The following is a 20,429-nucleotide window of genomic DNA, read 5'->3' on the forward strand; positions in this document are numbered from 1 at the left end:
CTTATCATGATTCCTACCAATTATTTGGAAAAAGTATACTCCGGCTATCTCGGCATGAATATCGGCATCCGGTTAGGTGCCCCGGTCGAGCCGACCATCTGGACTTATGAACGTATTCGAAATACTTACGGTGAAATTACCGATTACGTCAAGGAATTCAAAAACTTCGCGGCCGACGACGACGCGAACGGCCCTTACTACTTCCTGCGCGCACTCTATGACGACGCCGTCGATCGGGATGTGACCCCGAACGATGTTGCTCGCGCATGGCTGAACTATGCCCGTGAAGGCGTCGGGATGTTCTGGTGGGGCGGCTACGGCGTCAGCACCGAGCATACCGCCTTCATTAACTTGAAGAACGGCATCCCGGCACCGCAATCCGGCTCCATCGAGCAGAACGGACTCATCATCGCCGAGCAGATCGGCGGGCAAATTTTTATCGATACCTGGGGGCTGGTGAATCCAGGCAACCCTAAGAAGGCCGCCGACTTCGGCGAAGCCGCAGCCCGTGTATCCCATGACGGCGAAGGCGTGCTGGGCGCGAGATTCTTCTGCGCGGCGATTGCCCAAGCGTTCTTGACCTCGGATATTAACGAGATTATGGAAGCGGGGCTTGCGCAGATTCCTGCGGACTCACTCTACGCGCAGGTGGCTAGAGCCGTGCTGGCGTTCCACGCCGAGCATCCGGACGACTTCCGCGCCTGCCGGGATATGCTGGAAAGAGACTGGGGCTACGATAAATATAAAGGCGTCTGCCATATCATCCCGAATGCAGGTGTCTGCTTCCTCGCGATGATCTACGGCCAAGGCGACTTCAACCGCTCCGTCGAGATCGCGACCATGTGCGGCTGGGATACCGACTGCAACGCGGGCAACGTCGGTACCGTGCTTGGCGTAGCCGTCGGACTGGAAGGCATCGCGGACAAATACCGCAAGCCGATCAACGACTCTATCGTCATGTCGGGTATTTCCGGCTATCTCAACATTCTGGACATTCCGAGCTATGCCAAGGAGCTGACCATTCTCGGCTACCGTCTGGCGAAGGAGCCTTGCCCGCAGGAGCTTCTGGACAGCTTCAAGGAGAACGAAGTCTACTTCGACTTCGAACTGCCGGGCTCGACGCATAACATTCGCGTGTCCGATCCGTTCTTCTGCCAAGCGCGCCATTCTACGGAAAAAGCGTTCAAGGGAACCGGCTCCCTCGAAGTGGTTTTTGACCGTATGGTCCGCGGGGAGAAATCCAAAGTATTCTACAAGCCGTTCTATATCCGCGACGACTTCAGCGACGAGCGGTACTCGCCGACCTTCGCGCCGCGCGCTTATTCCGGCCAGAAAGTGTCGATGAACATCTACCTCGACCAATGGAGCGGCAACGAAACGATGGGCATCGCCCCTTACGTCCGCTTGGCCAAGAGCAAGAAGGAGCTTGTCCAAGGCTATATCAAGCTTGTGAATCAAGAATGGATTCATGTGGAGTTCGACATCCCGGATTCCGAAGGCGAGCTGATCGACGAAGTCGGCATCGTTCTCGAAGCTTACTCGACGCGCAAGCCGAAGAGCCTCGGCCGCGTCTTCATCGACGAGTTCCGCATCTACGGCAAAGCGGACTACCGCATCGACTTCGGCAAGCAGTCGGTGGACTTCGGCTGCGTGACGCCATTCGCCCACAACCACGGCGCCTGGAGCCTGGTCGACGGCACGATGTACCTGATGACCGCCGAGCCCAGCGAGGCGTATACAGGCAGCTACTTCGCACGGGATTACTCCGTGTCGGTGAAGATCAACCCGCAGATCGGCGACTCGCATCTCGTAGCCATCCGCGTCCAGGGCGCTATGCGCGGTTACCACGCAGGCTTCGACGGGAAGGACCAAGTCGCGATCTATATCAATGACTTCGGGTACAAGAAGCTCGTATCGGCCAGCTATGCTTGGCAGCTCAATCAGGAGTATGATTTGAAGGTAACAGCCCAAGGGAATACGATCACGCTCAGCATTAACGGCGAGCAAGTGCTGACGCATACGGACGATACATGGGGATATGGCATGTACGGCGTGAGCACGCTCGGCGTGGCGAGAGCTTATTATAGCGATGTTAGAGTGAGAGAGTTATAGGCCAATGCTGTCCTGGGCAGCGATATGGTGATGCGCACGAGCCGCATCCAAGAAATTGGGGAGACGAGGCGGGGAGAGGGCCTCGGCTATTGCAGTGACCCGACTAGGAGCGCAGGAGGCGATTCCTAGGGTTGGGAAGTTAGATAAAAGTTAGGAAGCCATCCTTTGGGGATGGCTCTTTTTGTGATAACTGAAAGTTAGAGCTTTCATATCAGACTTGTTATAATATTGGGCTGATTCCTATTAGCTTATTTCATTAAGATTAATTACTGTGAACCGTATCATAAGTGACGGCAACGGAAGATAAATCATCACCTTCAAGCTACAAAGAAAAGCAAATTAGTTCTCTTGCACTATTTTGGGTTATTAGCTATTGTTAATATCAGGATAAAAACCCAAAGTATTGAGAGGAGTTGTTTTTTGTGGCAAGAAGCAGTAAAACAAAAACCATCTTAGAGACTGCACCTGTCGATACACCATCATTAGGTTCTCGCCCTAGATTACATAAGTTAATTATAAAAAATTTCAGATGTATAGGTAGTCAACCAGTTGAGATAGAGTTAGATGACATAGTTGTTTTAGTAGGACCGAATAATGCAGGAAAAAGCTCAATTCTTAGGGCCTATGAAGTGGTTATGTCCCATGGGTCAAATGAAGGCCATCTTTCCTTGGATGATTTCCCTAATTCAAAGATTAATCAAGATGCGTTGCCCGAAATTGAATTGCAAACTGTGGTTTTTGATAATTCTCCAGGAGAAAGATGGATTCGAGAAATTAATGGTGAGAAGTTTGTCCGAGAAAGGTGGGTTTGGTCAAATCCCGGTGCAGGAAAAAGGCAGGGATTTGATATTCAAAAAAATGATTGGGATGATGAAGTTCCATGGGGAGCACCAAATGTAGCTAATTCCCGACGACCTCAACCTCATCGAGTGGATGCTTTTTCTGATCCCCAAACACAGACGAAAGAAATTGTAGACTTGTTAATGTCGATACTAAACGAAAGAGTTAAACTGTTACAGACTATCAAGAGTGAGGAAGAAAGTGAAGAAACAGATTATTCCCTGCTTCTACGAAAAATCCAAGAAATTCAGACGAAGATCGTAGAAGAATCGCAAGAGGAGATACAGAAAGTTGAAACTGAGGTCTCTACGATAGTCGAGAAAGTCTTCCCGAATTATAAGATTAGATTTAATGCTAGACCTGAGGAAGATATTGAAAAAAGTATAAATCTGTTTAAGACTAATCCCCAGTTACTTATGGGTCCTGTTGATGGGTATCAGAGTACTATTGAACGACAAGGAAGCGGTGCAAGAAGGACATTACTTTGGGCAGCATTAAGGTATATATCTGAAACTGGTTCTGGGAAGAGTACAGGAAGAAAGAACGCAGTTAAAAAAGATACTTCTTCTAGCACACAGCGACCTCATGTACTGTTACTTGACGAACCAGAGCTTTGTCTACACCCTAATGCAATCAGAGAAGCATGTAAAGTACTCTATGACTTACCGCAATCTGGGAATTGGCAAGTGATGGTCACAACTCATTCTCCTGCATTTATTGATTTGTCTCGAAACAATACAACAATCATTCGAGTAGAGCGAGGCAAAGGTGGAGAAATTAATGGGACTACTCTTTTTCGACCTGATAGAGCAAAACTAGATGATGATGATAAACAACGGTTAAAATTATTGAATGTTTGTGACCCATATGTTGCAGAGTTCTTCTTTGGTGGTCGCATTGTCATTGTTGAGGGTGATACAGAGTATACGGCGTTTAAATATGTTGTTTCACAAAAACCAGAAAGATTTAATGATGTTCATATTATTAGAGCGCGTGGAAAAGCGACAATTGTATCATTGATTAAAATACTGAACCATTTTGGAACCCAATATTCTGTTCTTCATGACAGTGATACTCCGTTAACAAAAGAGTTTAAGAAAAATTCTGCTTGGGCAACCAATCAAAATATTTTAGATGCAATAAATTTACATAAAGATAAAACAAAGATTCGATTAGCTGCATCAGTACCAAATCTCGAGAAAGCATTTTTTCAAAAAGAGGTAAAAAATGAGAAGCCCTACAATGCTTTGATGAAGATGTCAGAAGATGCTACTAGTTTTAAACTAATAGAGGAACTATTAGCTGCCCTAATTGACCATACTAAACCAACTCCAGTTGGTTGTTTGGAATGGACAAACCTGAAGGAACTTGAGGATGCTGTGGGCAAAGAAGCCGCATTTTCTGAAATTTCCTCAACAGGGAAAGAAGTTGCTGCTGGAGAAGGTAAACTAGAAGATTAGTTCTGTCATTGAGGGTATAGATACATTGGATTACTAATGGATGAATGGGCAGCAGGAGTTGCCCATTCATTTGAATGTATTTTAGATAAGTACTTTTTGTTGTGTATTGAAGTTCAACTTAATCCGATCTATCTTCCTATCCTCAGTCACTGTGATTTCCTTTATTAGCGTATGTACAAGTTGTTTACGCTTCTCGTGGCTGATGTTCTAGTGGGAAGCGTCCAAGTACCACTAGCTTCTTATCAGCAATATTCGTAAGCTACCTGTTTTACTTATCGGCTTCCTTCAGTTTGTTATGTCTATGGGCTAGGATGCTTTTTTCCAAATCGAGCTTGGACTAGCTCGATTTGTAAGTCTTGTTGCATGCAGTGGATGGTCATTAGGGCCTCCTCGACGGTTAAAGTGTCTAGTTGCGTGCCGTGTTTATGCACACTTTGCATGATGTAAGACTGCATGATGTCAAGCGTTTTAATGCGTCTGTACAGTCGATTTTCTTCAGTAACGAGTTTTTCATACACTTCTAATATCTCACTCATCTTAAGTCACCTCCCGAGGACAAAAAAGCTTTCTTGTCTCTCGGGTTCATTTTTATCGGGTCTTAGGCATAATTGAACTGGTTAAATGCTAAAGCTACTCATACACCCGTATATTTTGCCGAATTTGGATATGTACACTACGTGTACTGATACTTACTTTTAGTTAAATTGAATCGGCGAATTAGTGGAAGTAGTCGAACTATAGTGGGAAGGGGAAAAAGAGAAATGCCTACAATGGCAAACTCACTAATACCGGCTCCAAAAGACTGGAGTGAATTTGAAGAAATAGTTGCAAGTTGTCTACGGATACGTTGGAGTAATAAAAATATAAGCAGAATTGGAAGAAGTGGGCAAGCTCAGCATGGGGTTGATATATACGGAAATGATGACTTAGGAAGAAGAGCAGGTGTGCAGTGTAAATTGACTGAGGGGAATTTGATGCCAAATGTTGTAGTTGAAGAAGTTCTGAAAGCAGAAAGATTTTTACCCCATCTTGATATATATTACATAGCAACCACTGCACCGAGAGATGCTAAACTTCAGCAGAAAATAAATGAACTATCAGAAGAACGTAAGACGAATCACAAGTTCTCTATTCAGCTATTATTTTGGGAAGATCTCGTTCAAGATTTAGCTACTGATCTTTCTGAGCTAAACAAACACTACCCAGAAATAAACCTTAAAAAAAGGGAGAACGAAAATAGCAAAAAGGCCCGTATAAGTAAGAAAACATTAATATCAATTTTATTAGTCCTCTTATTAACCTTATTATTCTTTATGGAGCCTGTCACCTTTACGTCTGCACTAAAGACTAGCGGTGAAATCTTATTAGAAAATAAGTGGGGCTTAATTCTCTTCTTTATTCTTTTTAGCTTCGCAATAATAGTATTGAGAATTAGTGAGTCAAAATTTAAGGAAGAAAGAGAGGAATATTACCAACCAAAGCGATATGAATCAAAAGAAAAAAAACCTATTACAACTATAGTATTTGATAGTGATATTCTAGATGATGGACAGTGGAAAATTCTGAGGGAAATAAGTATTCGGAATGCTACCGAATATGAAATTAAAAGTATTTCAGGCAAGGTAATCTTCTATGATAATGATTACAAGGCAGATGAGATTTGCTTCAAAGAGGATATAATTCCACCACGTAGAGGCGTAAAGTTTGAAAAGGTAATAGAGCAAAAAAAACAAAAGTACTGGAACGAATTTCATACTGAGATTAGTTCTATGGAGCATGCTGGAAGAGGAGTAAAAAACGTAAAGTTGTTCGGCACACATTTCTACAGAACTCATTTCTTAATACTTAATAGGTACAATTATATTCGTTTTTTTGGCAAACGTCTTCTTCCTTACGAGATCACCTGGCTTAGGATGAAAAGTAGGGAAATATGGCATTGGCTAATGTTCATGCCATCCAGTTGGAGTGCAACAGAAGGATTGTTTTGGATTCGTTTAAAAAGACGGATTATGCAGGTAACTTTAATTCTTTTTTTAGTATGTTGCTTAGCATATGCCACAAAAAGTTTTTTTGTTGTGGCTTTTAAATTAATAGTGTGCTGGTATAAGGCAGTTAGTTTAATACTTCTTACTGATTTTATAGTGTAGGAGATACACAGGTGAGTTGTATTAATGAGCTTAATCAAGCTCTATTTTAATGGACGAAAATAATAAGAAGCGTAATGAAAGAACGTAAAATAATAGAAAGCATTCATAGGAGATGGTTCTATGTTAAACGAACCTGGAATATATAAAATTTTAAATTCAGTTAACAAGAAAATATATATCGGCCATTCAATGGACGTGAAAGAACGACTTAAAAAGCATCTACTTCAACTTAAGAAAAACACTCATATTAATACACGATTGCAAAATGACTTTATTGTATTAGGTGAAGGAGTGTTTGAATTTGAAGCACTTGAGTATTGTGAACCAACGGTTTTGAAGAGAAGAGAAAGCAATTATATCTATGAGTTAGGAACCTTAAATGAAGCAATTGGGTACAATATAACTCCTCCGGTGAAATATCACCTGCTGCCATTGGAAAAAGTTGAGGAGCTAGCTATAACGATACTTAAACCATTTATAGAAAGCCACATTGATGCGATTAATGAGCATTACAGTAAGAAAGAAAACCTTTATTTAAATCCAGTCGAACTGACATACGAAACAGTGTCAAAACTGACAGGGCTGAACAATGAAGAGGTTCATGTGTTATTTTGTAGTATTTACGATAACGGAGACTACGAAAGAATAATAAACGTCTCAATTAAATTTCCCCGTATGAACTTTAGTAAGGATAAAGTATACCTCAAACCATTAGATACGTTGAGCCTACTAATGGATGAAAATTTTTATTTGTAATTAATTGAGAATATTTTTCGGGCATTAGTAAGACATATTAGATGGCATTTACTAATGATATTATTTCGTGAAGTAGCAAGCATCCATTCAATACTTTAAATGTAGCCCGAATAAAGAGGTTCACCATTAGCATACAAATCATTGCTTAAATGCTGGCACAAACGCCAGCTTTTTTATTTCCTCTCAATCCTCAACCTCAATCAAATCTATAATCTCCCTAATATCCTGGATATTTAGTGCCTCGGCAATTCTTTCGATATGATTAAAGTTAATATTTTCCCTCTTGCCAGTAGAAAGCTCGCTTAATGCAGCGTGACGAACATCAGATAGCCTAGAAAGCTCCCGAAGAGAAATATTATGCTTCTGCGCTAGTTTGGATATGTTGACAATGACTTTTTTGCCCAAAAGGATCACCAACCGTGCATAGGTTTAGGTATTGCTATACGCAAAAACGTACCATATAATAAAACTATTATTGGTACGCAATAGCGTAACGACACTCAATGCGAGGTGATCCCCCTGAAATATTTCATTTCAAAGATACCTCTACAAGCCATCGAGAAATACATAGACATAGAACCTAATGCCCAATTCTTCGATCTCCTCATAACCATAAAAGCCGACGAAACAGGCAGCAATGTCCTTTACCGACCTCACGGAGAAACAGGCCCTTACAAGGAGCTGGATATTTGGTATGGCTCGCTGGTAGAGTACATAGAGAATATTGACATCCTGAAATCATTTCTGCTGCATCTAATTAACGATACCAGGCGAGACATCCGGATCTACGAGGAACAATTACTAGGATTGCCAGAAGAGGAGCTTGCTAAACGATGGTTACATAGAAGTCTGACTCCTTACTACACCGTATCTGTTCCTAGCCGTGGTGAAATGTTGAGGAGGCATATAGCTGAAGAGAAGAAGGATCTGAGGAAATACGAAAGGATGCTTTTCTATTTAGTGGTCTACGGAATTTTGCCTACAACACCTAAATGACTTAATAGGTGGATTTGGTACACTAAAAGCTGGCCCCAACAGAGCCAGCTTTAATTTGCCAAAGTGATAGGTGTTTCAAAGACAGACTCCCGGTGTTTCCGAACATGCGATCACTCAACACTTAATATTTTTTTCAATTCATAATCGAACCTGTGCCATGTTACATTCGCATTGACAGATGTAATTGCGTTTCCTTTATTGACAAAGTATAGGTTGCCTGTCGAATCTATATAGGCAGAATGTATAGAGAGATCAGATAGCTTATTCATGCTGAAATTCTTTTCCACGGAATAAAAACCGTTTGTTTCTTTAACTAAATCTGCACTAAAACGATTGCTAAATGCTTTTAGGATGACTCGATTTTCTTGAAGTGAGACGATCTCGACATCGTTACTATTTAATTCAGCATTGAATCCACGAATATTCCCATTAGGTTCAATTAGACCAACTTGTGATGCTGTATTGATAGGTCTAAAGGTCTTGAGATCGGCGTCGCTAACAATCCAAATAGATCCATCCTTCTTATTCATAATTCGACTTGGAAGCTGTGTCATACCGGGAATTTGCTTGGGTGATTGGCCCTTAGTAAGAATAAAGCTGTAAAACACCGGGTACATTTGCCACCACTTTTCGGAATTTGCGTCGTCTTTTCGGGCACCGATTACAATTAGTTCGGTATCTGCTCCAATAGTAGTCACAAACCCTAGTGGTTTGTTTTGAACAGAATGAACAGCTGCAAGATCCATGATGTCGATACCACGGTACCGGACCATGTTTTCAACCCGCTCTATTGTTTTATCCTTATCGCCTTCAAAGGTATTGATTATTACGCCCGATGATGTAGAGGCAAAATTCTTTATTGTCTCGACTTCGTTGTTGTTAAGAAGGATCGGGTCCGCTTGCAGGTCCTTGGCGATTTTAATAAATCCCGAAGTTGTTGTATCCAGGTAGAGATAGGAATCATCTTCATAAAGTATATCGGTAAGAATCTGTTCTTGATCCGTTTCAATTCGCAGTCCTTCGGTGCTGTCCCAGTGCGTTACCCATCCAAATTCGTCATGAACGAACCTCCAGGTCAGCGGGAAGTAGGTAATATCTTTATACACCAATATGGGGTAAGGTTCATTAGAATTGTTGATGGGCTTGCCGTTTACTGTGATAGGGAAAGTGGGTAAAGAGGCATTTTGTAATTTTTCAACATGAGAAGCAGCCTCTGGTTTGACGGCAATCCCTTTTGGAGGTAATTTGGTAATCTGAAGTCCGTTTTCTTGGCTCCAGTAAACTTGTAGCGCGAGCGATTGGCAGTAATCCCAGGTCATTGGAACATACGTAATGTCCTTATAAAGCAATAGGGGGTATTGTGCAGTTTGATTGTTAATGGAAACGCCATTAAATTGAACCGGAAAGGGAGCTTTGGTCACCGGTAAGGGACTTGTCGCAGTGGTAACTGTTGCAGATAAAATAGATAAACTTCCAGCGATTGCAAGGGCGATGACTTTCCTCATCATCCTCATTTCGGTTCCTCCCTTATACTTGTATACCATTTAGACGCGATTTAGGTGAAGATGTTTTATTTTGATTCAGTGAATATACAATATATAAGCAGCTGAATGGATATCGTGTTTGTTTATACTACAAATGAATGCGCAAGGAATATTTCTTTTCAATAATTGACGAAATTGAATAAGATTAGGTAATCTATACTTATTGAATTGTAAAGGATTTCAAATTTATAAAAGGAAGCGGGAATCATTCTATGTCGGAACAGTTGCTTTCAAATCGGCCACTTGGCACAACGGGGCTGCTTGTCTCTCCGCTTTGTGTAGGTGGGGCTCCACTTGGAGATATGCCTGAAACCTTTGCTTTTAGCGCGCCAGAAGAGACTGCGTTAGCAACGATTCGTGCTGCTTTTGCTAGTCCCATCAATTTCCTTGATACGGCTGCGGCCTATGGAGATGGCGAGAGTGAGCGTCGTATCGGTAAGGTCATTAATGAGAATGGCGGACTCCCGGCGGGTTATGTGCTTGCAACCAAAGCGGACCGCTGCTTAAAGACAGGTGACTTCAGCGGTGAGCAAATCAAACGTTCCATCGAAGGAAGCCTCGAGCGCCTAGGACTAGATCGTCTGCAATATGTGTACATCCATGATCCCGAACATACGACTTTTGAAAATGTTATGGGACCGGGCGGCCCTCTTGAGGTATTGAAAAGCTTCAAGGATCAAGGAGTCATCGAGCACATCGGGATGTCTGGCGGTCCCGTTGACATGCTGATTCGTTATGTAGAAACCGGAGAGTTCAGCGCGGTTGAGACCCATAACCGATACACGCTGCTCAATCGATCAGCTGAGCCATTACTTGACATCGCCAATCGATTGGGTGTTGCAGTCATTAACGCAGCCCCTTATGGCAGCGGTATGCTGGCCAAAGGTCCGGATGCCTACTCCCGCTATGCTTATAGCGATGCACCTCCTTTACTGGTTGAGCGTGCACGGTCGTTTGCGAAGATCTGCCAGGAATACAATGTTCCTCTGGCAGCCGCGGCGCTTCAGTTCTCTATGCGTGATCCCCGCGTCACGAGTACGGTCGTAGGCATGTCGAAGCCGGAGCGGGTCGCTCAGACGTTAGAGCTAGCCCAATTCCCGATTCCTGCCGAGCTGTGGTCTGCGATAGCCGAGATCGAATATGATACGGAAGATCCTGAAGCGAATCGATTCAAATAATAGATTACTAGCGTACATATAAGCTGGCCCCCGACGGAGCCAGCTTTCGTTTTTTCCTAAATAGGTCCGGTCCCCATGACACGTATATATCCAAAATCCGGGCAGATTAGCGTAACGCTTTCCCTGTACGTTTCGTCTACAGTATAGAATGGAGGGAGGACAGAGATGAATCCACTACTTGTGAAATCGGTAGGTTATTTGGGATTGTTGTTGTGCATCATGTTTTTGCTATACAAAGTGACCTTGTTTTGGAACCCAATAGCTATACAAAAGCAAACCGTTTCATTCCTGAAAGCAGTCCAGGAGCAAAACTACGACAGAGCTGCGGAACTGTTTGGCTGGGAAGGGCAGAAGACCGCGGGCAGTAAGGAAAGCGCTTGGAAGCAGCTGGCTGAAGAAGAAGGGGTTCGACTACTATCCTTCAGTAACGTTCGTGCCGAATATGATGACGGTTGCTATTGCACGGGCCATGCGGATCTTGTATTCGAGGTGAATGGAAGCCCTGTGCAGGTTAGAGCTGTGATTACGTTTGGAGCTGGTGCAAGGCCGAAACAAATATGCGCAATTACACCCTCGGGGATGCAGGGCGGTTCCATTGCCCAGATTGCGGCATGGAACTCACTGGCATGCGGGAATAGCTCGTTTTGAAGTCTTAGCAACTTGATAAAGTCAGCAACATTAGCTAACACTGTATTCACGCTGCGGAGCATTCATAGCAGGTATTATAATAGCGCTGATCAATATGTTCGGTTGCCTTTTGGACAGCCTCGTTGTGCTAATATGCAGCGTAGTCAACATAAACCAACCATCATAGCGCAGTAAAAACTAAGGTGTTTTTTCGGCAGTAGTCTGATTGTTGTTAAGATTCGTCTCATCTGATTTGTCATTTTCTCCCGAATTGAGTTGTTCAGTAATAAACGATAGAAAAGCCTTAACTGCGGGCGATAACGTTTCAGCTGATCTAAATATACATCCAATCGTTCGAATGAAAGCCGGCTGCAGAGGTTTCACATGAATTTTTGCTTGATAACGCGGAAGAGCCAGCTCAGGCAAGATGGTTACACCAAATCCTTCTTCAACCATTGATATGATAGAATAAGTGTTGTGTAAATTGTATTTCACATTAAGTCGTACCCCCGTACCCATCAAAATTTCATCCAATAGTTTTTCGTATCCTTTTACATTGATATAAGGAAGTTTGGCGATATCCTCTAATTTTACATCAGACAGATGACTTAACGGACTATTTTCTGGCAAAACGACCAGCATAGAATCACGTACAAATGCTTCAAAACATAAGTCTGCCGACTCGATTGAAAATCCAATATCAACTTTTCCGTCTTTAACCCAGTCCGTAATCTCGTTATAATCTCCCTCTATAATTTGAAAATCAATTTTAGGAAATCTTCGGTTATACAATCTCATTAGATTTGGGAGCCATTTAGTCATAAAACTTGGAAAGCAAGCAATTTTAATTGTACCGAACTCAACATTCAGCAACTTGTTTGCTTTTTGTAGGATAATGGAATCCTGATTAAATATCTCTCTGACATGAGGTAGGATCACGTTGCCGGCTGAGGTTAATCTCATTGTTCGATTGACCCGTTCAAATAACTTCACTCCTAAGTTTTTTTCTAATGAAGCTATGGAGTGGCTTACTGCTGATTGCGTCATGTTCAGGTTTTCACCTGCTTTTGTAAAACTCCCGGTCTCAACGATTTTCAGAAAAACTTCGAGTTGAAGATGGTTAAGCATAGAACCTCTTTTCCACATGAATACAATTCATGTATTAAGCGAAAATTATTCATTCGATAAATCTACAGTTCTATTTTATACTTTTTTTATACAATTGAATCAAGGCTAACATGGGGGGCAAAAAAATGATTGATGTAAGAGAAATGACCATTAGTGATTACGATCAGGCATACCGTTTATGGAGCGAAATTGAAGGTCTTGCTTTAAGCGAAGCCGATTCAAGATCAAGTATTGATTCTTACTTAAAGCGGAACGCAGGGTTAAGCTACATAGCTGAAACTGACGGCAAAGTAATCGGTACGATACTCGCAGGACATGATGGGCGAAGAGGATTTATTTACCATTTAGCAGTTGATCCAGATTTTCGCAAGCGAAAACTCGGACTTAAATTGGTGAGCAAAAGCTTACAGAGTTTAGCAGAGCAAGGAATTGATAAGTGCCATATTTTCGTAATAGACAACAATTTTACGGGCAATCTTTTCTGGTCTGCTGCAGGATGGGAAAAGAGAAGCGGCTTCTTCGTTTATTCAAAAGACACTAGATCCGGAGACGGTATATGAAGCTTTCAAAGTCAGAGCTTGCGGAGTTATTAACATTTGAAAGTGAGGTAGAGAATGAAAATAGTAGAAGCTACAAAAGATAACTTGACGGAAATCATGTTATTTTACAATGAGATGTGTGAAGTGCTTGGGCAGAAAAGTTTTTTGCCTGATGGAAATAAAGGTGGGTTCCCATCACAAGCCATGGTTGAAGCTGCGATAAAGGAAGGTTGTCAGTTCATTGGTATAGAGGATAAAAAAATTGTCGCAGCGTATATCTTAAGCCATGATTGTGATGACGCATATCAATCAGTACATTGGCATATTAATGCATCAAAAGATGAAGTGATGATTATTCACGCACTGCGTGTTTTGCCGGAATATGGTGGTCGTGGATATTCAAAGAGACTTGTTGAGCATGCAATTAAGACCGCAAAGGACAAAAAGCAAAAAGCTATAAGATTAGATTGTCTCAAGGGCAACGATATACCTGCGAAAATGTATATGTCGTATGGATTTGAGTATGTGGACACCGTAGATATTACTTATATTGATATAGGTATTCCAAGGAAATTTCAGCTTTATGAACTTGTTTTGTAATATAGCTGAAAATTTCCTGCTGAGGATAATCCCCAGACAAATGCCAAAGCACCAAAACACAACAAACAGGAGTAAGATCGCCGTGGATCTTGCTCCTTGTAGCTTATCCATTGCCTATCGCTCTCCCGGCGCATACATATAGATGCAATCTTCTCCGATATTTTCTCTTTACCTGCCCTCAGAACGACATCAGAATCCTTCTACTAAACCCCTTAAGGAAAAAGAGTTCAACTGGCTGAACTCATAATACGAAAGAGCAGATTAGCAGATATTGTGTTAAAGTGTGGTTATTGAACGAATAAATTCTTTATAGAAGAGGAAGTGCTCTTGTGAAATTAAACCATCTCAATCTAACGGTCAGCGACGTTAAAGCTACAATTGATTTTTTGGTGAAATATTTCGGATTGCAAATTGGGAACACACGCGGCAATACATTCGCTGTACTATTTGACGATAGCGGGTTAGTACTTACTTTGATGAAAGGTAATCAAGTCAGCTATCCCAACACCTTTCATATCGGCTTCATTCAAGAAAGCGAGGATCGGGTGAACGAAATCAATCAACGCATGAAGGATGATGGGTTTGATGTGGAACCACCACAACGTTCACACGCATGGACGTTCTATGTACAGGCGCCTGGTGGATTTACTGTCGAGGTTCTGAGTTAATTGATTATGCTAGGGTACGATAGCGAAATTATGTCTGGAACAAGCGCCACGGAAACCTTTTGCTAATTGTTGAAGTAAAGGGAAAATAAGGACCAATAAACCCGCCCAACGAATGAGGCTTTATAATCATTGACGAATTGTGTCAAAGAAGGGCACTATGAAAGGAAACTATGACCAAGAAAGGTAGAGTGCCAAATGCAAGCCATTCGTCATCGTCATAGCACTATGTTCATTGTCGTGCTGTTGACGCTTCTTTTCACCGGAACCATTATGCCATCCTTCGCCAATGATGCCTATGCTGATGTTTCTTGGCCCACTTCTCCGCCAGCGGCTGTATGTAGCGATACAAGTTTATTAAGTGGTCCAAGCGTCGCTCCTGATGGGGCTGTGATAGTGCCGGCAGGGGATAATAGCGACTTCGATTTCAATCGGCCAGGGGCTACGTTCTGGTTTGAGTCAGGAACACACACGCTTGCAGATGATATTTATGGTCAAATTAATGCGAAGGCCAACACGACCTATATTGGAGCTCCAGGCGCTATTCTCGATGGACGGAATATGAATTTGTATGCATTCACGGGCGACGTGCCGAACGTAACCATTCAGCATCTCACCATCACAAACTTTGGCCGGGGCAATGATAACAATAACGAAGGCGTCGTCAACCACGATGCCGGTACCGGTTGGACTATTCAATATAATACGATTTTCAATAATGACGGCGCAGGCGTATTTCTAGGCACTGATAATGTTGTCCGTTACAATTGCTTGAAGGATAACGGTCAGTATGGCTTTAGTATGTATAAACCTCCGATTGAAGGGGACTCTGCCATTAAAAATATCGTGCTCGACCATAACGAAATTGCCGGCAATAATACGGATAATTGGGAAGCTCAGATTCCCGGCTGCGGCTGTACAGGCGGCGGCAAATTTTGGGATGTGAAAGGCGCGAAGATTACCAACAACTACATACACGATAACAAAGGAACCGGTCTGTGGGCAGATACGAATAACATCGATTTCCTGATTGAAGGGAATTGGATTGACCATAACGACGGTGAAGGCATTTGGTACGAAATTAGTTACAACGCTACGATCCGAAACAATACGATCAGCCGCAATGCATGGGCAAGCGGAAATAACAATCAAGGATCGCCCGGCCCAGCCATTTACCTATCCGAATCGGGCGGTGATGCACGTCTTGCTTCGACTGTAAGCGGGGCGCCAAAGATCCGAATCTACAATAATTCGTTCATCAATAATTTCTCGGGCGTTTCTATCTATGAAAATGCAAACCGGTTCTGTAATTCAAACGGCAATACAAGTAAGGGATACTGTACGCCATTCGTGATTCCAACGATTATTCCCGACTCCCACAACTATGATTACCCGAATCCGATTAGTGAGACGCATCCTTGCTATACCGATATTGCCGCCGAACCATACAGGACCGACTGCCGCTGGCATGCAAGCGAGATTGAGGTAAATAACAACGAGTTTCATTTTGACGAGAATGTTGTGCCATGCGCGGGGACTTATTGCGGTGTACAGGCTTTGATTGCAACAGGAGCCGATAATATACCGTGGTCGCCCTATACCGTTGCTGGTGTTCAAAATGATGTGATGTTCGGGAACAATAATCGCTTCCATGATAATCAATACTTTGGCAATTGGCGCTTTGCCACAGGATACGGAGAAGCCGTGTCGTTTAATGCTTGGAGATCTGTGCCATTTAGCCAAGATATGAAAAGCACATTCAACGGTGATCCTGACTTTGGCGGTTCAAGCGGCGGCACGCCGCCTGCTGCACCTGCTGCAAATGATCTGGACGCGGATACGGCTACTCTAGAAGGTTCTATCGGAGAGTGGCAGAACTGGTACTCTGCAACAGTCTCGCAGTCTGCTTATGAGATGAATAGCGGAAAGCACAGTCTTCGTATCGATGTTACCGACCCATGGGGCTGGGGAGTGCTTTCGAATTGGCCTGGATTTTCAACGACAGCAGGATTGAAGAAACTCAGCTTCTGGGGAAAGCTTGGTTCGGGGACAAGCATACAACCCAAGATGATTGTAAAATGGCTGGATAGCAACAAGAAGGTACTGCAAACGAACGAACTCAGATCACCTGCTCTGACGACCGCGTGGCAGCAATCGTCTGCATTGGTTGATGCACCTGAAGGAGCATCGACCGTGCTCGTTTCTTTTATCGGATTGGGGGAACCAGGGGATTATTTTTACCTGGATGACATGGTAGTAGGCGATGCACCTAATGTGCTTGATGCCGACACAGCTGGCGGTGAAGCCTCGGCCGGTCAGTGGCAGTCCTGGTATTCCGCTTCTGTTACGGCATCGACATACGAAGCGCATCGTGGGGCCGGCAGCCTTCGAGTAGACGTAACGGATCCATGGGGTTGGGGCGTAGTAGCCGCAAATTGGCCAGGGTTTACGTCGAGCGCTGGCAATAAGCGGGTGAGTTATTGGGTCAAGCAAGGTACCGGATCTATATCCGAGGTGACGCTCAGGGTTAAATGGTTTGATAGAAGCCAGACACTAATGCAAACCGATCTTATACCGCTGAGTAGTTTATCGACGAACTGGCAGCAGGCTGTCGCTAACATTACCGCGCCGAACGGGACTGCAAATGTCCATCTCGAGATATATAGCCCGTCAGGAGTTTCGGGTGATAGTCTTTACCTGGATGAGATCATTATTGCCGATGCTAACTAAGTCGGGCATAGGCAAACAGGTCTTGCAACCGGATAAGAAAATGGCGGCAAAAATTTAGAACTGATAAACGGCCTCCGATGACAGGGGCGATTCTCTTTTCAGTTGTCCGCGGATTGGATACAATTGGTTATGACAGCAAACACATAGATTAAATTTAAGGGCGTCCTGCAGCGGCGCCCTTTTCATTTTTCCTTTTAACTGTTGCGATGAACCGTATTATAAGTGACGGCAGTTCATGTCTTGCATGTAGTTGTACGTTTCAGCGTGATCCAATCAAAGCATTAGATGAATCGCTCAAATAAAGGGCAGATAGAGCAATAGCGACAGGAACTATCCCAGCAGTTCTTTGGCTCCGTTCATCACTAAGGGCAAAGACTGTTTAACGAATGATTCCGCACTTATTAGACACCCCTCTTTGTTCCAAACGTAAGCCGCCCCATACATCCCCCAACTTAACAAGATAGTAGCTGTATTTATTGAGAATTGCGTGTTTGGATTCGATTGCATCTTGTCTTTGTCAATAAAGGAAAGAAGTATCGTTTGAATTTTTTCCTTTATTTGAATTTCAAATACAGATACAAGCGATGGATTTCTTCTTTTGCACATAGTGCTTAGACTCTTGTGAAATTCGCATATCCCCAGAAAAATACTCTGAATTGTTTCTTCATTCAATACTTCGTGCCCGCTTATTCTACCATTTATGATTGTCATAAATGATTCCATTAGTCTGGCCTCAAGAATTTCGTATTTATCTAAAAAGTGCGCATAAAAAGTCGCTCTGTTAACAGTAGCCCGCTCTGCAATATCCCTAACGGTTATTGATTCAAAGTCTTTTTCTTGAATTAGTGAAGCAAAAGCGTCTTGAAGAAGTCGCCGTGTACGTAACACACGAGGATCAGCTTCATTCTTTTTAATTGTCATGGTTAAAATCCCCCTAGTAATACGACATTATAGAAATGGTGTTGTCTATACAACGGTTTATGGTTATTGACGATTGCTTACCATTTGGTTGTTATTATAACATACAAATACAACAAGTGTTGTTCAAGCAACTAATGTTGCATTGAAACAGTTTTTTCCAAAAGGAGGAGAGAACCATGTCGGTATCACAACCGTCGCGAATAAGGGAGCACGGCAAGCCCCGCGCTGGCTCCTTCAGCTGCTAACATGCAGCCATGGCGGTTTTGTTATCGACAAAAATATAGTTCTAAAAAACACAACAGGAGAGTGAATTATGAAGAGCACGTGGAAAGTTTACGTTCTAGCCTTGATCAGCTTTTTAGTTGGAACATCCAATTACATCGTTTCCGGGATATTAGACCGAATCGCAGAGACGTTGGGAACAAGCGTTGCGGCAGCAGGCCAGCTCATTACGGTTTATTCCCTTGCCTATGCGGTCGGGACTCCTATTTTGATGGCACTGACAGCCAAAATGGACCGGCGTAAGCTCCTACTTTATTCGCTAGGCCTCTTTATTGCTGCAAATCTGCTGACATTTATATTGTCCGGCTTCGGTTTCTTCATTGCTGCGAGAATCATTACGGCTTTAGGCGCCGGGGTGGTCACCGTTAACGCGCTCAGCATCGCCGCCAAAATCGCTCTGCCAGGTAAGCAGGCCAGCGCCATCGCCAACGTCACCATGGGCATTACCGCATCGCTCATCATCGGCGTCCCGCTCGGCAGAATGGTAGCCTCGGCTTTTGGCTGGAAAGCGATATTTCTCGCTATCGCAATTGTCGGGGGCTTGGCTATGCTTGTCATTGCTGCGGTTATACCACGTATGCAGGGAGACAAGCCTGTCCCTTTGATCAAACAATTTGCTTTGTTAAAAAAACCTCAGGTATTGGTTGCTTTAGCGATTACTTTTTTCTGGTTGGGAGGATATTCCCTCGCCTATACTTACTTATCCCCTTTTCTGCTAAAGGTGACTCATTTAAATGAATCATTGATTAGCGCAGCTCTGTTCATGTTCGGCATTGCCAGTTTGATTGGCTCGAAAGTCGGCGGCTATAGTGCGGATAAACGGGGCATCAAAAACACGCTCGTTTCAGGGATGGTGCTTCACGTCATTTCGTTGATTTTGCTATCCTTAGTCGGACATTCTGTCATTGCCGTATTCGCCATTTTGATCCTCTGGTCTTTTGCCGCTTGGTCATCCGCTCCCGCACAGCAATTTAACCTGGTTTCGCTTGTTCCTGAATCCTCGGGCGTCATGCTGAGCTTGAACAGTTCCATGATGCAGCTTGCCATGGCTGTCGGCGCAGGAATCGGCGGGCTGATCGTTAACCGTGTTTCTTTGGCATCCATTACCTGGTTCGGGGTACTCGGCGTACTCATCGCTATCATTGCCGTGGTTGTATTGTCCAGCATGGCATCACGGCATTCGATGGTTCAATCAGCGGATAGGGTATGCTAACCATGTTAGGTTCAAAGAAAATCAAGTATTTAATGCAGATTATAGTGTTGACTTAGTTCGGGCGATCTGAAAATTCAAATTTTAAATGAAGACAAAACTATTGAGTGGGCAATGGAAACAAATAACAAGATGGATGGAAACATAGAATTTAAGGCATAAAGGTAAGGAAAGTACGATATAGTTTTGACAAGCAACGCAAGCGAAGGAAGCTACACAATGTTTTGGAATAAGTAACTTTTAGGGAATCTCAGTGAAGAGACGAACATCAGATAACGCCGTATTCACGCTGCGGCTCCTAGCGGAGCCCTCGGTCCACCCGATGGATTTCGGGGTTAAGCTAACGGGCACAGTAGGTTCAAGTAATCGATGAGACGAAGAGGGGGAAACCGAAATGAAGACGATCACTTGCAAGATGGACCACCTGCACTAGGCGGACGGACGCATCTTGGATGCGCTCGAGGAGAGCGAGACGAAGAACAAGTACCTTCTGAAGCTGGTTCAGCACGTCGCGGTCGCGGAACGAGTCTGGTTGTCTAGATTGCAGGGCAAGGGCAGTGCGCAATGACGGATAACGATAGTTGAATCATGATATAGCGGCAGCCGGTCAAACGATCAGCTGCCTTTTTCATTGATGTAACGGGCAGCTTTCCTATTATGTAGATCGATTTGGCGTATGTCAGACCCTTTTGTT

17 protein-coding genes are annotated in these 20,429 nt (G+C 43.5%); 12 read left to right on the forward strand and 5 right to left on the reverse strand.

Features of this window, described 5'->3' with window-relative positions; all coding sequences use genetic code 11:
• The first annotated feature begins 6 nt into the window (after positions 1-6).
• Both B1728_RS19085 and B1728_RS19090 read left to right on the forward strand, forming a co-directional pair.
• Positions 7-2,112 carry an ADP-ribosylglycohydrolase family protein gene (locus B1728_RS19085; RefSeq protein WP_079911994.1) on the forward strand — a complete coding sequence of 702 codons (2,106 nt, stop codon included), beginning with the start codon at positions 7-9 and terminating at the stop codon, positions 2,110-2,112.
• A gap of 422 nt (positions 2,113-2,534) precedes the next feature.
• Positions 2,535-4,412: an ATP-dependent nuclease gene (locus B1728_RS19090; protein ID WP_079911995.1), complete on the forward strand. Its 1,878-nt coding sequence runs from the start codon at positions 2,535-2,537 to the stop codon at positions 4,410-4,412.
• A gap of 299 nt (positions 4,413-4,711) precedes the next feature.
• Here B1728_RS19090 and B1728_RS19095 read toward each other — a convergent pair whose 3' ends face one another.
• On the reverse strand, positions 4,712-4,948 hold the full coding sequence (locus B1728_RS19095) for a hypothetical protein (protein WP_079911996.1): 237 nt from the start codon (positions 4,946-4,948) through the stop codon (positions 4,712-4,714).
• Between the two features lie 225 nt (positions 4,949-5,173).
• Between B1728_RS19095 and B1728_RS36330 the strand changes: the two genes are divergently transcribed.
• Both B1728_RS36330 and B1728_RS19105 read left to right on the forward strand, forming a co-directional pair.
• Positions 5,174-6,559, forward strand: a complete 1,386-nt coding sequence (locus tag B1728_RS36330; protein WP_179136088.1) for a hypothetical protein — start codon at positions 5,174-5,176, stop codon at positions 6,557-6,559.
• 120 nt (positions 6,560-6,679) lie between these two features.
• Positions 6,680-7,315 (forward strand): GIY-YIG nuclease family protein, encoded by a 636-nt coding sequence (locus tag B1728_RS19105; RefSeq protein WP_079911997.1) that lies wholly within the window; start codon positions 6,680-6,682, stop codon positions 7,313-7,315.
• Positions 7,316-7,498: 183 nt separating this feature from the next.
• Here B1728_RS19105 and B1728_RS19110 read toward each other — a convergent pair whose 3' ends face one another.
• On the reverse strand, positions 7,499-7,720 hold the full coding sequence (locus tag B1728_RS19110; protein WP_079911998.1) for a helix-turn-helix domain-containing protein: 222 nt from the start codon (positions 7,718-7,720) through the stop codon (positions 7,499-7,501).
• A gap of 105 nt (positions 7,721-7,825) precedes the next feature.
• Between B1728_RS19110 and B1728_RS19115 the strand changes: the two genes are divergently transcribed.
• Positions 7,826-8,311, forward strand: a complete 486-nt coding sequence (locus B1728_RS19115; RefSeq protein WP_079911999.1) for a hypothetical protein — start codon at positions 7,826-7,828, stop codon at positions 8,309-8,311.
• Between the two features lie 110 nt (positions 8,312-8,421).
• On the opposite strand, the gene B1728_RS19120 is transcribed toward B1728_RS19115, so the two are convergent.
• Positions 8,422-9,825, reverse strand: a complete 1,404-nt coding sequence (locus B1728_RS19120; RefSeq protein WP_079912000.1) for a hypothetical protein — start codon at positions 9,823-9,825, stop codon at positions 8,422-8,424.
• A gap of 242 nt (positions 9,826-10,067) precedes the next feature.
• On the opposite strand from B1728_RS19120, the gene B1728_RS19125 reads away from it, so the two are divergent.
• Both B1728_RS19125 and B1728_RS19130 read left to right on the forward strand, forming a co-directional pair.
• Entirely contained in the window at positions 10,068-11,033 is a 966-nt protein-coding gene (locus B1728_RS19125) for an aldo/keto reductase (protein WP_079912001.1), read from the forward strand.
• 165 nt (positions 11,034-11,198) lie between these two features.
• Positions 11,199-11,681: a hypothetical protein gene (locus tag B1728_RS19130; RefSeq protein ID WP_079912002.1), complete on the forward strand. Its 483-nt coding sequence runs from the start codon at positions 11,199-11,201 to the stop codon at positions 11,679-11,681.
• Between the two features lie 177 nt (positions 11,682-11,858).
• Here the strand turns inward: B1728_RS19130 and B1728_RS19135 are convergent, their stop codons facing one another.
• Positions 11,859-12,788 carry a LysR family transcriptional regulator gene (locus tag B1728_RS19135; protein WP_179136089.1) on the reverse strand — a complete coding sequence of 310 codons (930 nt, stop codon included), beginning with the start codon at positions 12,786-12,788 and terminating at the stop codon, positions 11,859-11,861.
• A 125-nt stretch (positions 12,789-12,913) separates the two neighbouring features.
• On the opposite strand from B1728_RS19135, the gene B1728_RS19140 reads away from it, so the two are divergent.
• The 4 genes from B1728_RS19140 to B1728_RS19155 all read left to right on the forward strand — a co-directional run bounded on the left by B1728_RS19140 (position 12,914) and on the right by B1728_RS19155 (position 17,322).
• A complete protein-coding gene (locus B1728_RS19140; RefSeq protein WP_079912004.1) occupies positions 12,914-13,348 on the forward strand; it encodes a GNAT family N-acetyltransferase in 435 nt (144 codons plus the stop codon).
• Positions 13,349-13,402: 54 nt separating this feature from the next.
• A complete protein-coding gene (locus tag B1728_RS19145; protein WP_079912005.1) occupies positions 13,403-13,927 on the forward strand; it encodes a GNAT family N-acetyltransferase in 525 nt (174 codons plus the stop codon).
• A gap of 329 nt (positions 13,928-14,256) precedes the next feature.
• Positions 14,257-14,595 (forward strand): VOC family protein, encoded by a 339-nt coding sequence (locus tag B1728_RS19150; RefSeq protein ID WP_079912006.1) that lies wholly within the window; start codon positions 14,257-14,259, stop codon positions 14,593-14,595.
• 195 nt (positions 14,596-14,790) lie between these two features.
• On the forward strand, positions 14,791-17,322 hold the full coding sequence (locus B1728_RS19155) for a right-handed parallel beta-helix repeat-containing protein (RefSeq protein ID WP_079912007.1): 2,532 nt from the start codon (positions 14,791-14,793) through the stop codon (positions 17,320-17,322).
• Positions 17,323-17,652: 330 nt separating this feature from the next.
• On the opposite strand, the gene B1728_RS19160 is transcribed toward B1728_RS19155, so the two are convergent.
• Positions 17,653-18,243: a TetR/AcrR family transcriptional regulator gene (locus B1728_RS19160; RefSeq protein WP_079912008.1), complete on the reverse strand. Its 591-nt coding sequence runs from the start codon at positions 18,241-18,243 to the stop codon at positions 17,653-17,655.
• A 313-nt stretch (positions 18,244-18,556) separates the two neighbouring features.
• On the opposite strand from B1728_RS19160, the gene B1728_RS19165 reads away from it, so the two are divergent.
• Complete coding sequence (locus B1728_RS19165; protein ID WP_079912009.1) at positions 18,557-19,738, forward strand: MFS transporter; 1,182 nt, start codon at positions 18,557-18,559, stop codon at positions 19,736-19,738.
• Positions 19,739-20,429: the final 691 nt, after the last annotated feature.

Origin of the sequence: Paenibacillus sp. 32352, assembly GCF_002042965.1 — a bacterium.
Classification (GTDB): domain Bacteria; phylum Bacillota; class Bacilli; order Paenibacillales; family NBRC-103111; genus Paenibacillus_S; species Paenibacillus_S vulneris.

What these genes read in the sequence shown, in the direction of transcription:
- B1728_RS19085 (WP_079911994.1), top strand. Translation starts at nt 7, where the DNA reads ATGATTCCTACCAATTATTTGGAAAAAGTATACTCCGGCTATCTCGGC.
- B1728_RS19095 (WP_079911996.1), bottom strand. Translation starts at nt 4,948, where the DNA reads ATGAGTGAGATATTAGAAGTGTATGAAAAACTCGTTACTGAAGAAAAT.
- B1728_RS36330 (WP_179136088.1), top strand. Translation starts at nt 5,174, where the DNA reads ATGCCTACAATGGCAAACTCACTAATACCGGCTCCAAAAGACTGGAGT.
- B1728_RS19105 (WP_079911997.1), top strand. Translation starts at nt 6,680, where the DNA reads ATGTTAAACGAACCTGGAATATATAAAATTTTAAATTCAGTTAACAAG.
- B1728_RS19120 (WP_079912000.1), bottom strand. Translation starts at nt 9,825, where the DNA reads ATGAGGATGATGAGGAAAGTCATCGCCCTTGCAATCGCTGGAAGTTTA.
- B1728_RS19125 (WP_079912001.1), top strand. Translation starts at nt 10,068, where the DNA reads ATGTCGGAACAGTTGCTTTCAAATCGGCCACTTGGCACAACGGGGCTG.
- B1728_RS19130 (WP_079912002.1), top strand. Translation starts at nt 11,199, where the DNA reads ATGAATCCACTACTTGTGAAATCGGTAGGTTATTTGGGATTGTTGTTG.
- B1728_RS19135 (WP_179136089.1), bottom strand. Translation starts at nt 12,788, where the DNA reads ATGCTTAACCATCTTCAACTCGAAGTTTTTCTGAAAATCGTTGAGACC.
- B1728_RS19140 (WP_079912004.1), top strand. Translation starts at nt 12,914, where the DNA reads ATGATTGATGTAAGAGAAATGACCATTAGTGATTACGATCAGGCATAC.
- B1728_RS19145 (WP_079912005.1), top strand. Translation starts at nt 13,403, where the DNA reads ATGAAAATAGTAGAAGCTACAAAAGATAACTTGACGGAAATCATGTTA.
- B1728_RS19155 (WP_079912007.1), top strand. Translation starts at nt 14,791, where the DNA reads ATGCAAGCCATTCGTCATCGTCATAGCACTATGTTCATTGTCGTGCTG.
- B1728_RS19160 (WP_079912008.1), bottom strand. Translation starts at nt 18,243, where the DNA reads ATGACAATTAAAAAGAATGAAGCTGATCCTCGTGTGTTACGTACACGG.
- B1728_RS19165 (WP_079912009.1), top strand. Translation starts at nt 18,557, where the DNA reads ATGAAGAGCACGTGGAAAGTTTACGTTCTAGCCTTGATCAGCTTTTTA.